Annotated in this window: 13 protein-coding genes; all 13 read right to left on the bottom strand. The window is 58.5% G+C overall.

Annotated elements, in window-relative coordinates:
- Positions 1 to 146 precede the first annotated feature (146 nt).
- Positions 147 to 3,293: an efflux RND transporter permease subunit gene (locus tag HY011_16530; protein MBI3424541.1), complete on the bottom strand. Its 3,147-nt coding sequence runs from the start codon at positions 3,291 to 3,293 to the stop codon at positions 147 to 149.
- Between the two features lie 281 nt (positions 3,294 to 3,574).
- Entirely contained in the window at positions 3,575 to 4,894 is a 1,320-nt protein-coding gene (locus HY011_16525) for an efflux RND transporter periplasmic adaptor subunit (GenBank protein ID MBI3424540.1), read from the bottom strand.
- A gap of 129 nt (positions 4,895 to 5,023) precedes the next feature.
- Positions 5,024 to 6,580: a TolC family protein gene (locus HY011_16520; GenBank protein MBI3424539.1), complete on the bottom strand. Its 1,557-nt coding sequence runs from the start codon at positions 6,578 to 6,580 to the stop codon at positions 5,024 to 5,026.
- 182 nt (positions 6,581 to 6,762) lie between these two features.
- A complete protein-coding gene (locus HY011_16515; GenBank protein MBI3424538.1) occupies positions 6,763 to 7,392 on the bottom strand; it encodes a hypothetical protein in 630 nt (209 codons plus the stop codon).
- 150 nt (positions 7,393 to 7,542) lie between these two features.
- The gene (locus tag HY011_16510) at positions 7,543 to 8,073 is read right to left on the bottom strand and encodes a TlpA family protein disulfide reductase (GenBank protein ID MBI3424537.1); all 531 of its coding nucleotides are present in this window, start codon (positions 8,071 to 8,073) and stop codon (positions 7,543 to 7,545) included.
- 134 nt (positions 8,074 to 8,207) lie between these two features.
- Positions 8,208 to 8,570 (bottom strand): hypothetical protein, encoded by a 363-nt coding sequence (locus HY011_16505; GenBank protein ID MBI3424536.1) that lies wholly within the window; start codon positions 8,568 to 8,570, stop codon positions 8,208 to 8,210.
- A gap of 105 nt (positions 8,571 to 8,675) precedes the next feature.
- On the bottom strand, positions 8,676 to 10,073 hold the full coding sequence (locus tag HY011_16500; GenBank protein ID MBI3424535.1) for an exo-alpha-sialidase: 1,398 nt from the start codon (positions 10,071 to 10,073) through the stop codon (positions 8,676 to 8,678).
- 29 nt (positions 10,074 to 10,102) lie between these two features.
- A complete protein-coding gene (locus HY011_16495) occupies positions 10,103 to 10,312 on the bottom strand; it encodes a hypothetical protein (protein ID MBI3424534.1) in 210 nt (69 codons plus the stop codon).
- A 12-nt stretch (positions 10,313 to 10,324) separates the two neighbouring features.
- On the bottom strand, positions 10,325 to 10,870 hold the full coding sequence (locus HY011_16490) for a cytochrome c (protein MBI3424533.1): 546 nt from the start codon (positions 10,868 to 10,870) through the stop codon (positions 10,325 to 10,327).
- 131 nt (positions 10,871 to 11,001) lie between these two features.
- Entirely contained in the window at positions 11,002 to 13,011 is a 2,010-nt protein-coding gene (locus tag HY011_16485; GenBank protein MBI3424532.1) for a DUF3386 family protein, read from the bottom strand.
- Between the two features lie 352 nt (positions 13,012 to 13,363).
- A complete protein-coding gene (locus HY011_16480; protein MBI3424531.1) occupies positions 13,364 to 13,681 on the bottom strand; it encodes a hypothetical protein in 318 nt (105 codons plus the stop codon).
- Between the two features lie 107 nt (positions 13,682 to 13,788).
- Positions 13,789 to 15,162: a DUF3386 family protein gene (locus tag HY011_16475; protein MBI3424530.1), complete on the bottom strand. Its 1,374-nt coding sequence runs from the start codon at positions 15,160 to 15,162 to the stop codon at positions 13,789 to 13,791.
- Between the two features lie 86 nt (positions 15,163 to 15,248).
- Positions 15,249 to 16,134, bottom strand: an 886-nt coding sequence (locus tag HY011_16470) for a TonB-dependent receptor (GenBank protein MBI3424529.1), incomplete at its 5' end; no start/stop codon positions are given.

Here is a 16,134-nt window from a genome sequence, read left to right as displayed (position 1 = left end):
CAAGACTCAATGTGCTGCCTGGGGCTGCACCCCAGTGCACCCCAGGCTGTTGGCTGACGCTCCGTTGGAGCTGGCTACGGCGATTCTTTTTCTTGAAGTCCATAGGAGTTGAGAATGGAGAGTTGAGAATTAAGAACGCCTGCCGTTCACACGTTGACCAACTCGCGCTCTGCTTCGTGCGACGGTATTTCAGCGAGCACCGCTGGCGGCTGCGGGCGCGGGTCTGCACGCTCAAACAACAGATAGAGCGCGGGCAGCACGAACAGCGTCAGCAGCGTCGCCGAAACCAAGCCACCGATAATCACGACCGCCAACGGTTTCTGCACTTCCGAACCGATGCCGTGCGAGAGCGCCATCGGCAGCAAGCCCAGCATCGCCAGCAGCGCCGTCATCAGCACCGTGCGCAAACGTGTTTGCGCGCCACGCTTCACCGCTTCGAGCGGACTCAGCCCGGCTTCGCGCAGTTGATTGAAGTAACTCACCATCACGACGCCGTTGAGCACGGCCTGACCAAAGAGCGCAATGAAGCCGATGGCGGCGGAAACGCTCAGGTGGATGCCAGTGAAAAGCAACGCGAAGATGCCGCCGATCAAAGCGAACGGCACATTGAGCAGGATCAGCAGCGCACTCTTGGCCGAACCGAAGGCGTTGAAGAGCAGCGCGAAAATCAGCAGCACGCTCACCGGCACGATCAGCGCCAGTTGCTTCATCGCGCGTTGCTGGTTCTCGAATTCGCCGCCCCAGGTGACGTTATAACCGTTTGGCAGCTTGATCGCCTTGTCCACCTTGTCCTGCATCTCGGCGACGAGGCTGCCCATGTCGCGGTCGCGTATGAAGACGCCGATGGCCATCACGCGTGTGCCGAGTTCGCGGCTGATATTCATCGAACCGTTCTTGATCGAGATGTCGGTGAGTTGTTCCAGCGGGATGCGCAAGCCGTCGGGCGTGTCCACCAGAATGTTTTTGATGCGATCCATGCGGCGCTCGGCTTCGTCCAGCCGCACGACGACCGGGAACTTGCGTTCGCCTTCCCAGATTTCGGTGGTCTTCTTGCCGCCCAGCGCGGTTTCGATCACGTCCTGCACGTCGGCGATGTTCAGGCCGTAACGGGCGGCCTGGTCGCGGTTGATTTCGATTTGCAACTGCGGCACCTGGCCGAAGCGGTCAATGAAGGCGCGCGCCACGCCTTTGATCGGCGTGATCGCGGCCAGAATCTTGTCAGTCTGTTCGCGCAATACGTCGCCGTCCGGCCCGAAGACTTTGACGACGATCTGGCCGTCAATCTGCGAGATGCTTTCCAGCACATTGTCGCGGATGGGTTGCGAGAAACTCGGCTCGATGCCCGGTACTTCGTCGAGCGCCTTGTCCATTTCTTCGACCAACTTTTCGTGCGTCAGCCCGGCGGGCCATTCTTCGGGCGGTTTCAAGTCCACGAAGAATTCCGCCATGTTGATCGGCTTCGGATCGGTACCATCTTCGGGCCGGCCCGCTTTCGAGACGACCGAACGCACGACCGGATATTTGCCCAGAATCTCGCGCACACGTTTCGCCAGCCGCATCGTCTCGCTGACCGAGATGCCGGGCGGGTAATAGATGTTGACCCAGAGCGTGCCTTCGTTGAGTTCGGGCAGGAATTCGCTGCCGAGCTTGGGGACGGTGGCAATGCTGACGGCCAACATGATGACCGCCAGCCCGATCACGATCAGCCGATGTTTGAGCGCAAACGCCAGCACGGGCGCATAGAGGCGGTGGCAGAAGCGGACAATGAAATTCTCTTTTTCAGAGATGCCGCGCCGCAGCAGGAAGTAGCAGAGCAACGGCACCAGCGTGAGTGAGAAGATCAGCGAACCGACCAGCGCCGACGTGACCGTCCAGGCCATCGGCGCGAAGATGCGGCCCTCGTGGCGTTGCAAGGTGAAGATCGGAATGTGCGCTGTGATGATGATGAGCATCGAGAAAAACGTGGGCCGTCCGACTTCGTTGGTGGCTTTTTGAATCGCGGCTTTGAAAACGTTGTGGTCGCGCGAGAAGTCGTGTTGATGCGCGTGTTCAGACAACTCGCGGAAAATGTTTTCGACCACGATCACCGCGCCATCCACGATGATGCCGAAATCCATCGCGCCCAGGCTGAGCAGGTTCGCCGGAATGCCGCGCCACGTCAGGCCCAGGAAGGTCGCCATCAACGAGAGCGGAATCATAATCGCCACGATCAAGGCCGCGCGCACATTGCCCAGGAAGAGCAGCAGCACCAGCGCCACCAGCGTCGCGCCTTCGGCCAGGTTTTTGAAGACGGTGCGCAGCGTCGTGCCGATCAACCAGGTGCGGTCGTAAATCGGCACGACCGCCACGCCCTTCGGCAAAATCGTGGCGTTGAGCTTGTCTATTTTCTCCTTGAGCGTTTGCAGCACGGCGGACGGGTTTTCGCCTTTGCGCATCAGCACGATGCCCGTGACGATGTCGTCTTCCTTGTCCTGCCCGGTCACGCCCTGACGCGGCACGGCGCCCACCTTGACCTCGGCGATTTCGCGCACCAGCAACGGCGTGCCTTTGCGCGCCTTGACGACGATCTTGCCGATGTCTTCGGCGGAGCGCAGCAGACCGAGGCCGCGAATCAAATACTGCTGTTCGCCTTTCTCGATATAACTGCCGCCGGCGTTGGTGCTGCCGCGATCCAGCGCGGTCAGCAATTGTTGCAGCGTGATGTCATACGAACGCATCTTCGCCAGATCGGGCTGCACCTGATACTGTTTGACGAAGCCGCCATAGGTCACCACATCGGCCACGCCGGGCACGGTTTTTAACTGGCGCTCGACCACCCAATCCTGCAAGGTGCGCAACTCGGTCGGCGAAAAGCCGTCGCTGCCTTTCAACCGGTAGCGGTAAATCTCGCCGATAGGCGTCGCCAGCGCGCCCAATTCCGCTTCGACGCCCGGCGGCAAATCCACATCGCGCAAGCGTTCGAGCACCTGTTGGCGCGAGAAGTAAGCGTCCACCGCGTCGTCGAAGGTCACGACGACATACGAGAGGCCGAATTGCGTGTGCGAAAACAGGCGCACCGCATGCGGGATGCCGCTCAAGCCGATTTCGACGGGGATGGTGACCTGCTTTTCGACCTCTTCGGCCGCGCGTCCCTGATAGAGCGTGATGACCTGCACCTGTGTATCGGTCACGTCGGGGAAGGCCTCGACCGGCAGGTTGCGGTACGCCGCCACGCCCGCCGCCGCGAACAGCAACGTCAAGAGGATCATGAAAAACGGCTGGTGTAATGCGAAGGAGACGAGTTTATTGATCATAACGAATACCGGGTTGAAGAAAGGTGATAAAGAATGACAGCGGTGGCGCGCGCTTTGTCAGTGGAGTTGCGCGAGAAAGCTTGCAGAGCATTTTCCATTGGAGATTGGAGATTTGTCAGCACCAGCAGCCAGTGCAGTAAATGCTCAAGCGCTATTGAACAGCACTCAGGCACTGACCAATCTTCAATCTCCAATCAATCTCCAATCTCCAATCAATCTCCAATCTCCAATGGAAAATGAATCCCCACGCCTCTTTCGTAATCCACTGCTTATGACGCGGGCTATTTCACCATGCCATTCAGCAATAGCACGCCGTGGGTGGCGACGCGCTCGCCGGTGCGCAGACCGCTCTCGACCAGGATGTGATCGTCCACCTGCCGCCCGACTTTGACCGGACGTTTATGAAACTGGCGCGGCGTTTCTTCGACAAAGGCGAAGGCATCGGTGCCCTGCGTGAAGATGGCGCTGGTGGGCACCGCCGGGAAGGGTTGCGGCGTGGCGGCACCAATGCTGATGCGCGCGAACATTTCCGGTTTGAGCATCAGGTTCGGGTTCTGCACGACGCACCGCACGCGCACCGTGCGCGTTTCGGGATCAACCGTCGGATTGATGAAAGAGATGCGCGCCGGGAACTTGCGTTCAGGATAAGCCGCGACGCTGATCATCACCGGCGCGCCGATGTGAATGCGCGAGAGGAAGCTTTCGTAAACTTCGGCCAGCACCCACAGGCTCGACAGGTCTGAAAGCAGCACCAACGGTTCGCTGGCTTCCTGGCGCACGTACTGCCCCTGCCCGACCTTGCGGTCAACGATGGTGCCCGAAAGCGGCGCGCGAATGATCACGCGGTTGTCCACTTGGCCGACGTTCTTGCGGCCCAGATCGCCGAGCGTTGCGACCTCTTCGGGCGTCTTGCCGTACAACCCCAACCGCGCTTCGGCGACGCGGACAGCGGCGCGCGTGCGATGTTGCTCATCTTTGGCGCGGTCATAAGCGGCCTGCGCTTCCTGCAATTCTCTGGTCGAGAGAGCCTCGCGTTCGTGCAGTCCCTGCGCGCGTTCCAGTGTCTTGCGCGCGACATCTTGCGCCGTAGCCGCCGAGCTTTCCGCCGTGATGGCAGCCGCCAATTCGCTTTCCGCCGCGACCACCTCCGGCGATTCCAGCACCAGCAGCGGTTGCCCGGCCTTGACGTAATCGCCTTTTTTGACCAGCACCTCAGTGACGCGTCCGCCGCAATTGGGAAAAACGGGCGTGATGCGGTCTTCGTTGAAACCGACCTTGCCCGTGGTTTCGCGTTCGAGGTCGAGTTGGCGTTCGATTACCGGCTCGACCGAGATCTGGTTCATCTCCAGTTCGCTGGCCTGCGCCACACCGGGCGGGGCGGCGGCTTCGGGCGCGGCGGCGGCTGCCGGTGCGGGTTTGGCTACGCTTTGTGCCGCCGCAGTCGCCGTGGGCTGATTGTTGTAGCGGTACCACAACACGCTACCGGCGCCCAGCAGCAGCAGCAGCAGCACGGCCAGCCCACGCGAACGCAGCCGCACCGCGCTCGGTGGGGCTGCATTTTCGGAGTGATGCTCTTCAAAACGATTGTTTGGTTGGTTCATAACATTCCTGTCTGATATGAGCGGTGCGGTACCGGGAGCGGTAGCGACCGGGTGCTTACGAGTGCGCGCGCTGCGTAGACACTCGGTCGCTATTGCTCCCGATGCCGCACCGCGCGCCAGACTGCCACGCTAGCGCAACGGTTTGCCGATGGCCTGTTCGAGTTGCCAGAGCGCAAGCTGATAATCGGCGCGCGCCTGGTTGTACGAAGTGAGCGTTTGGTTGTAGTAGCGTTGCGCGTCGAGCAACTCAAAGAGCGTCAACGCGCCTTGTTTGAAGGTGTAATCGGTGATGTCGCGCAGCTTGGCCACCTGCGCCAGATTCTGCGTGCTGTACAGTTCCAGAATGCGGTGCGCCGAGAGATAGGCCTGATATGCCTTTTCGACATCGGTGACGGCCTGCGTTTCAGCTTGTTTGAGTTGAGCTTCGGCGGACTTCTGTTGCGCCTCGGCTTGTGTGATGCCCGCGCGCTGGTTGTTGTATACGAAAAGCGGCACCGACATGACCACGCCCAGCGAATGGTCACTGCCCGCGCGCTGATATTCCCAACCGAACGCCACGTCGCGCGTGCGCTGGGCTTGGGCCAATGCCAGATTGCTACCCGCCGCTTCGGCGAGGCGGCGCGCGGCCAGGACATCTGGCCGTGCCTCCAATGCCAGACGGCGCAATTCAGGCAATGTTTGCGGCAGGGGGCGGTCATCGAATTGATAACTGATTTCCAACGGCGCGGCGCGCAACGCTTCAATCACCTGCGCCTCCGGTTCAATCGCGTTGGCGGAGACTTTGCCGGCGGCACTTAAGCCAGCCCCCGCATTCGTCCCCACACCCGTCAACGACGCTGTTAAAGTCACGGCCTCACCCGGCCCGGCGTTTGGTTGGGCTGGGGGCGGTTCCGTGGTCAAACCTGCGCGCTGCCCCGTGACTTGATCGGACGGTAGCGGCTCAATTTCTTCGACGCGCGCGCCCAACACATTCAACACGTCGCGGGTCGCCTGTTCATAAGCGGTGCGGGCTTGCACTACGGCTTGCTGATATTGCAGCAGCCCGGCGCGAATGCGATATACCTGCACGCCCGCCAGGTCGCCCAATTCCACTTTGGCGACGGTCAAGCGCTCGGTCTGTTCGTATTGCTGTTGCGTGCTTTCGGCCAGCCGCAGATTTTCGCGCGCGAGCGCTGCTTGTGTGAACGCTTGCCGCAACTGGTAAAGCTGCACGCGCATGGCATCGAGCATCTGCGCTTCATTCGCTTTGAGTTGCGCGTCAGCCTGCGCCAACCGCAATTCACGCTTGCTGCCGCGTTCCCAGACCTTGTCCAGGCGCACGGTGTAAACGGGGTTGGCGCCTGCATCGGAATTGGTTTTGAAGAAGCGCGGAAAGCTGCCCGCCAGCGGCGAATAAAACGGCACCTGCTCCAAGCCGACGGTCAGCACCGGGTTGGGTTTGTAACCGGCCAGCAAGCGGCCCGCGCGGCCAGCCTCAATTTGATATTTGGCCGCGAGGACAGCCAGGTTGCGTTGGACGAGCAGGTTTTCCGCGTCAGCCAAATTCAACTTTCTGGGAATTGAACTGGCAGGCGCAGGTGGCGGCGCGGGCGTTTGTGCCTGCCCACGCGCCTGCAAAAGAATGCCTGCCAACAACACGCCCATGCCAAAGGCCAAGGCGTTGCAATGCACACCGAATCTTTTCACGGGATTTCTTCTCCTCGCGGCGGCCTGAGAAGGCGCGTCGCCTGGTATCAAAACAGCAAAGCCTGCGCCGAAAAATCTGCGGAACGGCCCACAGCTTCGGCTTGATTACGTTTAGAAAATTGATGGACGGAAATTGCGGCGCGCTTCTGTGTCACACGCCGCTGATGATTGATTGGGAATCCTTAGACGGCGGTCAGTGGCGGCCCGCGTTTGCGTGCGTGGCTGGCGAATTGCTGAAGCGCCAGACAGGCTTGGTTGTTTGAGAGCGGATTGAGAGTTGTAGCCGGACGGGAAAAGGGTTGATGGAGAGTCGCTGAAAACCGAAATTGTGCTGAACAAAGCGCAGACAGCGTTGTGGTCGTGCCGAATGAAAGTTTGGTTTCGGCTGCGCCTGCGTTTAGTTGAGCCAGGGCCGATTGATAAGCCTCAGTGCTTTTGGCCAGTTCGAATTGTCCCCGGCCATTGCCCAGCCAAATGACCGCTTGGCTGAGTTGCTGTTGCGGCACCCAGATGAGATCGGCATCGCGGTCAAGGTCTAAATCGCTGGTAAAGAGTTGGCCCTGATTGCTGGCCGAAGATTTGAAATGAAGATGGCTGGTTTGGGCGTTGCCGAAGGCGATGCGAATGCTTTTGAAATTGCCGTGCGACGAAACCTGCGCTTCATCAGGGCGCTGGTCTTGATCGAAATCCGCGAAAGCATGGTCGGCCAGCAGGGAGACGGGCGACCGGAGCGCCGTCGCTGGCAGGGCAACCCGGTCAGGGGTCAGCAGCGCCGGCAACAACGCCGTCCCTTGCACCGCTAAAAGTACCAAGAGCAGGAACTGATTCAACCGGGTTGTCCAGGCAGAAGCTCGCATAAGCGGGTGGGAAAATAGCACGGCGAATTTTCAGGAGCAAGCTGACCGATTCCCACTGTTGGGGTTCATCACAACCTGCCAGGCAAGCCCAAGAAAAGCGCGCGATTAGAGTAACGGTTTAATGGCAGCTTCAAACTCAGCCAAGGTTTTGCCGCCCGTCAGTGTGGCTTTCAGCTTGCCCGCGCGATCCAACACATAATTAGTCGGCATAATCTCCGCCCAGGCCGGATCAACGACGCTCACGAATTTATCGCTGCTGGCTTCGGTTTGCAGATAGGCCGCCAACCCCGGCGCGCGTTCGCGCCAAAGACGTTTGACGCGGGTTTCCAAAATATCCGGTTCGTCCAGGGTCACAGCGAGTACCTGTAAGCCCTGGGCTTTGTATTGCTCCTGTAACTTCGCCAGTTCGGGCAATTCTTTCAAACAAGGCGCGCACCAAGTGGCCCATAAATTCACCAGTACGACCTGGCCTTTGTAATGCGCGAGCAATTGGCGGAATTCGGCGGCGCTGAGGGGTTCGACGGTTTTGGGCGCGAGCAGTTCGGGACGCAGTTTGGTTCCTTGCCCGATCAATCCCGTGCAGAAAAGGGCTGACAGCGCCAAAGCGAAAAGAAACGTGTTACGGAAGTGAATCATAGATACCTGCCATCTCGGATTGGCGAAGCCTTTGGAGTGCGTGCGGATTGGGCGGCTTGCCATTGATACTGGTTCAACATCCTTAACAGAGTCGCCACACCGTCCACTTCACCGACTACCTGAGATACCGAGACCTATACACCCGGAGTCGGCTCACCAAACGTCATCCAGAACCTGTTCATATCGCGAATGATGAACTCCCGCATTCCGTAGAACGTGTCGTGCAGACCCTCGACGATCTCCACGCTACCCTTGAGTCGCTCGTGGCATTCACTGACATCGTCCGTGTGAACGTACAGGTCTACCTCGCGACGATCGTCAGTGGTCACGCGCCCACCCTCGCTGAACATCACTGCGCCGTCGCCGAAGGTCAACAGTGCCCAGTCCATCTCGCCGTTGTCCTCGTTCGTTGTTACCAACGTGAAGCCGATTGCCGCATACCATTCGACGGTCGCGCGAACATCAGGCACGTGGATCATTGGGACTATGCTTTTCACAGCCGCAGCCTCCTCGGTGTTTTAAGGGGTGTGACTCGCAGTGGTGTGTGTAGGACGCCATGTTTTTGCTGGGTCAGTACCACGGACTGGGATGCCGCCCAACAATTACTTTTGCGCCACCAAGTCATTCATTGCCTGAAAAACGATGCGGCCATTGAGTTGCCACGCCAGATAGGTCTTGCCTTTGACGGCGGCCACGACCGGATATTCAGACGCACCGGCAGGCATTTCGACTTCCTGCACCGTGCCGAAGGTTTTGCCGAAATCAGTGGAGGTGCGCGTGTAAACGCGTTTGTCTGCGCCGACCTTGGCATCCCATACCACGCGCACTGCGCCTTCATTGGTGGCAATGACGTTGGAGTGATCAGAGACCAACGCCGCATCGTGCAGGCGCAGGGGCTTGCTGAACGTTTGGCCTTTGTCGGTCGAGACGGCGAAAAACACACCTGGCGGCGTTTCTTCACCGGCGAACCACGTCGCATAGACGCGGCCTTTGTTATCGGCGGTCATTGCCAACGGCTTTAATGGGCAGGCACTGATCTTCCATTTCTTGTCCGACACGGCGACGCTGGCGCTGAAGGTTTGCCCGCGATCCGCCGACAGCTTCAAGGCAGCGTTGCGCGAGCCGTCCGCGCCGACACTGCGCAACGAGAGATAGACTTTGCTGTCCGGCGTAAAGGCGATGTTCAACTGGCAGCAGGGGCAAGCTTCGGCTTGTACGATCATTTTTTCAGGGCCGAAGGTTTTGCCCTCGTTGCGCGAGACGACGCCGTATATCGCGCCGTTGTCTTCGGCGGAGTTCATGTGGCGCGTGTCAATCCAGTAAGCGTGCACATCGCCATTCGGCGCGACACCCAGCGTGCCGAAACAATGCGCTTCGTCGAGTTCGCCATCGTCCATGCCTTTGCCTTCGACATTCAGCGTGTGTGCCGTTTCAAAGGTTTTGCCGCCATCCAGCGAACGCGTGTAGCGCGCATCCACGGCTTGACGCGGGGCCGACGGGTCGCGGCGATTGCCGTGATAGAAAACGTGGATGATGCCTGATTTGCTGACCGCGACGCGCGGGCGGCTGGTGGCAAAGCCCCAGAGTTCGCCCGGTTTGGAATTGACGCGCACCGGCGCAGAGAAGGTGCGCCCGCCATCGGTCGAACGCGCAAAAAACAAATCGTAATACGCTTTGTGCGTATGGCTGGGTGGCGCGGCTTTAGCGGCGGCGGCAGGCGGCGCGTTGTGTTGGTTGTGATCGCCGCCTGTTGCTGGCGCTGCGGGTGGCGCTGCCGCTGGCGGCGGCCCCGCCGGACGCGGCGCGCCCTTGTCTACCCAAAGCAAATTGATGCTGCCATCGGGGCCAACGGCGAGATCAGGGCTGGCGGTGTTACGGCCTGCCGGACTGATTTCTTGCCAAGCTGCGGCGGCATCCATGACGGGCAGCCAAACACGGCTCGCGGCACAAAGCGTCAGCAAACATACGGCCAAAACAAAATGAATGGGTTTGATGTTCATGGTTTGCTCCAATGAAGCGTGGCAGGCGGCTACTGCCCAAACCGGCTCGCCGCCAGATACGCCGGGATTGCCAACAACAATGCTACGACAGCCGAAATCACGCCCAGGCGTTCGCTACGTTCGGCGGGCCAAAGCGTGCCGTGGCGTTTGCGAATGACGTTGAGCGTCGCCAGCGCCACGCCCGCGACCAGCGCGATGAGCGCCTTGACCAACAGAATTTGCAACGGTGACGGACTCATCGTGTCTCAGCTTTATTCGGCCAGCTTGCGCACAAAAACCGCCATCGCCTTGATTTGCTCTTCGCTCAGCTTGTCTTTCCACGGCGGCATCGCGCCTTTACCCTTGGTGATGGCATCCACGATCTGTTGATCGGTGCGGCGCTGCTGCCATTTGCTGTCTTTGAAATTGGGAATGTTCAGCGCGCTTTCGCCGCCTGTGCCATCTGCGCCGTGACAGCCCGCGCAGCTCTTGTCATAAAACGCTTTGGCCGCAAACACCGGCGCAGTGGGTTGACCAGCGTTCGGCCCACTCGCAAAGGCATTCGCCGCCTGTTTGCGCACTTTGTCGTTGATGACATAGCCATTCTCGGCGAAGGCCTTGCCCAGCGCATTCAACGGCCCGTAGCCTTCTTCGCGCGTGTGACAGATGCCGCATTTGCCTTTCAATTCGGGCTTGGCAAACTGGTCGGCGTCATAACGTTCCATAAACTTCGGCATGGCGTGAAAGATGGGGCAGTAGAGACAGGCCGCAAACAGCAGCGCGCTCGTGAGACTCAATAGGAATTTCATTCGTTTCATAATCAGACCTCAGACCTCAGACCTCAGACCTCAGACCTCAGACCTCAGGATTCACACCGCCAGACTTGCTGCAACCGTTGCGATTAGAAAAGGTCTGAGGTCTGAAGTCTGATCCCTGAGGTCTGACAAAGCTATTTCAAATACTCCAATTTGGTGATGTCTACTTCGACCAGCGACGGGCGGCCCTTCATCGCAATTTTATGCGTGCGGCCTTTGGGCACCCAGTAATTGCCTTGCTTGACGTAGGTGTCATTGACCCATTCGCGCCCGACTTCTTCTTTGGTACCGACTTTGTAATAGATCGCTTCATACTCAAGCGCGATGTAGCGGCCATCTTCGACGTTCATCAGTTTGCGTTGAAAGATGGTGAAATCCATGCGCCCGATATTGCGGCCCAGTTGGCGCACCTGTTTGTTGCCAATGACGTAATTCGAGCCCATCGAATCGCCTTCGATAAAGACCTCGCGGCCTTCGGGCGTTTCCTTGCCGAGTTTGAACTTGGCTTTGTCGGGGCCGTACCAGGCGTCAAACGGTTTGCGCGGCTGACGGTGTGTGACGAATTGGCTCATCTCTTCGTGCACGTAAGCTTTTGTCGTCGGGTCTGGCGCGTCAATCTCGACATCGAGTGTCGGCGAGACATGCACCTTGACGGGCAGCGGCGCGCCGCCGTCAATCTTGACCGTCATGTCAGCAGTAAAGCCACGGAAGCCCAAGTCGGCGTCCCAGACGTAGCGATTCAGACTGGCCTCTTTGAAGAGATTGCGCGCGACCGGATTGTCTTCGGTGGCAGCCATCTCGGCGGCCATTTTATCCCACAGCTTTTTGCCTTCTTCGGCGGTCGTGACGTTGTTGTTGTTGATCGTCGCGGCCTTCAGGCGGCCCGTCAGCGCGATCTGCTGGGTGTTGGTGTTCTTGGTGACGACTTCATAATCATAGGCGACCATGCCTACGCCACGCGCATAGAAATACATATTCTTGACGCGCGCCGTCGAGGTTTCCCATTCGACGCGTGTGCGCAGGCAGTTTTCGTATTGGCCCATCGGCGTCACAACGGTCTCGAAACCTTCGAGCGTGGTGGAAAACTGCATCAGGTATTTGCCGTCCGCTTCGGGCTGGCTCCAACGATAGGTGCGGCCCAGCACCATGTCATCGCGGCCCAGCAACAACGCCGGTTCGTAATAAAACTTCACGCCTTGGGCGCGTTGGCCTTTCTCGCCCGATTCCATAATGCGTAGGCCATTTTTGTCGAGCACATAGAATTGATAATCCTCGTCGCCGGTATTCTGGACGAGTTTGAACGACGCGCCGGCGTTGGTGAATTTGGTGCCCTCGAACCAGCGTTTGCGTTCGCTGGTGCGCGCCTGGCCGTTGGCGAATTTATACGTCCAGTCATACGTCCAACTGTCGCCCTGATGGTAGGGGAAGTATTCGGCGATCTTGACGGTTTGGGCCGCTTCGCCGCCGAGTTTCTTGCCGCCCACGACGGCGTGCAGCAATTCGATCTCGTTGCGCAGCGTCTGTTCGGCGGCGGGCGAGAAGAACTCATACGTCTCTTTGACGATGCCGAGGCCTTTGGCCAGATAACTGGTGATCGTCATCGTTGCGCCGGACGGACGGACTTGTTGAAAGCGCACCTTCAAGCAGTCTTTGAACGCGCCCGCCGGTGTGCTGACGCTCTCGACGCCATAAAACGTAGCTTCGGACGAAACGTTGTTGCCATCGCTGACGGTGTGCGGCGTCGCGTAAGCCTTGCCCGGCGTATAAGCCGTATCGAGCACAGTGTAGGCCGGGCTGTATTTGACTTCGCCCTTGCCGTCGTTTTCGCCAAAGACGCGGAAGCGGCGTTCATCTACGGCGATGAGGTAATACTTGCCGCGGTCGTCCATCAGTTTTTTGGCGACGGTCTTGTCGTCGAGTTTGACTTCACCCTCGACGCTTTGGGTGCGCAGCCGGTACGCGATCTGTCCATCGGCGCGGTACTGTTTGACCTGGTACGTCCACGCATTGCCCGTGGCGAGTGGATAGTACGCGGCCATGTTCAGGCTGGCGCGGTCTTGTTGAGCAAATGAGCCGAACGCCAACAGCGTGGCGGCGACAGCAAGGGCCAGCGCGAGCAGCAAAGCGATGCGAGAGCTTTTCATAGCTTTCTCCTTGTGATAACGACTTTAAAGAAACAAGTTCGGAAAGAGGGAACAAGTAATTCAACTAACTCGCCTGGCGCTCAAGCCAGGCAATATCAGTAAGGTCTTTGAGGCGACCCGAAGCCCTCTTGGTTTCCAAGAGTTGTGCGCGCCCAATGATTGAAAGCAACAGGTCGTCAATCTCGACCAGGTAATGAACAGCCGTGTGTAATGCTGGTAAAAGCGCGAGCCAGCTACGGACTGGCCACTGCAACGCTGGCCAATAATTGAGTAATTCGCCGAGTTCATCATCCTTCACCTATTGTGGGGAGGGGCAACAATTTTCCTACTCACACGATCAACCTGTAAGCCCTCAAGCCGCGCGCTCCAAACGGTTGAGGCGTTGATTTAGCTGATCTAGTTCGCGCCGCAACTCGCCGTCAAATTTCTTATCGAGTGTCGTAATCTGAAATTGCAATGTATCAAGCCGCGCGTCGAGCGCATCGAACTTGCCGGTCATCTTGGCGTCGAGCGTTTCAATCTTTGCGAGTAGCTTTTCATCTCGCTCGTTCATACGCTTCTCGAATTGTTCGATCAGGCGCGTCGTAGTGCTGTTGCTGATCGCCCACAACGCGCCGATGAAACTGATGGCGACAGTGATAGAGGCAAAGAAGACTTGGGTGTTGGTCATTGGTTCCCTGTTTTTTTGTCGAGCGTTTCTTCGTTGTCTTCTTCTTGCCCCGCCAGCTTGTGCCCGCGCACGGCTACAGTCCTGGTCATCGTTCATCCTGCCAGTTCTTACTTGAGATAGCGCACATTGCTTAAACTCAATTCGAGCGCATCCGTTTTGTCCTTGGCGGTTTCGCTTTTCACGCGGCCCAGCGGCAACCAATAACCGCCGACCTTTTCATAACGATCCCGATAATTACTTTGCCCGGCGACCGCGCCAGACTCGTTGGAATAATAAGTCAATTCGGCTTCGTTGGCGATGAAACGACCGTCATCTGTCTTAAAATTTTTGACCTGATTGACGAAGCGTACCCGCCCATACGAACGCGTAACCCGGACGATCTCACGGTCGCGCAGCAGAAAACTCGAACCGGCAGCCTCTTCATTACTGACAATGATCTCGGTTGTGTCCCCGCTGGTTTCGCCCAGACCAATCTTGGCCTTGTCCGTGCCGTACTGCTCATCGAAGTTTTTGCTTTGGCGATACGTCACGAATTGGCTCAACTCGGCGTGCACCTGCGCCTTGGCCTTGGCGTCGGCGCATTGCACTTCGACCTGCGCCGCTTTGGTGACGTGCACCGTGCCGGTCACGTCGGGCGCGCCCGCGCGTTTTAACGTAAACGCAGCCTCGAAGCCAGGGAATTTTTTATCCCACACGTAGGTCGCTTCGTGAGCTTTGCGGAAGAGGGCGCGCGCCTTGGCGTTTTCGGCGCTCGCGGTTTTGCTATTGGTGAAAAGCTCCAGGTCAGAAAGCTTGGCGAAAGTCTTGCCTTGCAACTGCGCCAACCGCAACCGCGCGTCCACGTTCAACTCAAAACTGCCGTCCTTTTTGGCTTTGACTTCAATGGCATAGGCGACGATGCCGACGCCTTTGGCGAGATAGTAAGTGGTTTTCTGATGAGCCGTTTCGTCGTCCATCATCCACGAAACTTTGAGGCAATCCTCGAATTTGCCGAGCGGGGTTTCTATCGCCGTTTTGCCTTCGAGCAGCGAGGTGAACCGGCGCGGTGTCTTGCCATCTTCGGCCATTTGCGTGTTGACGAGCGGTTGGCCGACTTCCATTTGCGGTGTCAGCACCGTCACCGGCGGATCGAAAATAAAACGCACATCGCGGCCATATTCCGCCGCGCCGTGCAACAACAGACCGCGTTCATCCAGCGAAAACAAGGCGTAATCGCCATTCTCGCTGGCCAGCTTGTCAACGTTGCCGGTGTTGACGAATTCGCGCCCTTCAAAGGCGCGCGTGCGTTTGACCGTTTGCGGCGGCGCTTGACCCGCCCGCAATTGCCAGTCATACGTCCAGACATCGCCTTGCCGAATGGGAAAGTAAGCCGCGAGGTCAAGGCCGTTGGCATTGGCAGGCACGAGCCTGGCCGATTGCGCCGTCACAACCGTCAGCAGGCTGGTGAGCAAGAAAGTAACAGACCAAAAAAAACGCATCATGCTAAAACTTTGAAAGTGGCAAGCTGAACAGCGGCGCACAGGCATTCAAAACGCCTGCCGCCGCCACTCAGCTTGCCGCTGAACAGCTAATGGGTTTTCAAAATCAACCCCAGCGTGAACGAGCGGCCACGCGCCGGGGCGAATTGGAATTGCTCCCGGTAAAACTCGTTGGTGAAATTTTCCAGGCCCAGGGTCAACGTCACGCGCCCGTGTTCGCGGTTGAAATTGTAGCCGCCGCGCCAGGTGTGAATACCGAAGCCGCGCAGGCCCAGCAAATCCTGCACGATCAAAAACGGCGAATCGCTCAGCAGCGGCGAAACGCGTTCGACGTGCGCCTGGGCGCGGATGTTGTACTCCGTCCACCAGCGGTCGCTGTTCGTCATCCAGCGAAAGCCGACGACGGCCTTGAGCGGCGAGATGTTATCCGCCGGGACATCGTTGAGGCGCTGGCCGGTGAAAGGCGAAACCGCCTCTTTGATGTCGCCGTGCAGATAGGCCAGCGACAGGAACGGCGTCGCCGTCGTGTTGCCGAAGCGATGACTGTATTCGCCATCCAACTCGAAGCCCTGAATCTTCACCTTGGCAAAATTGATCGCCTGCGCCGTTAAACCCGTGGGCTGCCCGGCGCGCGTGATGAATTCGGTCGAGATGAAATTCTTGTAGTTGTTGTTGAAGTAGCTGAACGAGGCCGCGTAATTGGACTTCCGCAGCTTGGCGCTCAGGTCAACGTTGATGCCGGTTTCGGGTTTGACCGTAATGTTGGGGATGATGCTGCCAACCGTGGCCGGCCCGGCGAAAAACAACTCTTCCAAATTCGGATGGCGATAGCTGCGCCCGACGCGGCCCGACAGCGAGAAATCGTCGGTGACGCGAATGACCGCGCCGATGTCGCCCGTGACGGTCGTGCGATTGATCTGCGTGCCATTCACGCTCGGCAACTTCGACAGGTCAACCGCGGGCACCGCCGTGTCC

The organism is Acidobacteriota bacterium, assembly GCA_016196035.1.
Lineage (GTDB): Bacteria > Acidobacteriota > Blastocatellia > RBC074 > RBC074 > JACPYM01.
The sequence above is the reverse complement of the archived record's forward strand: the minus strand, read 5'-3'. Positions and strand labels throughout refer to the sequence as shown.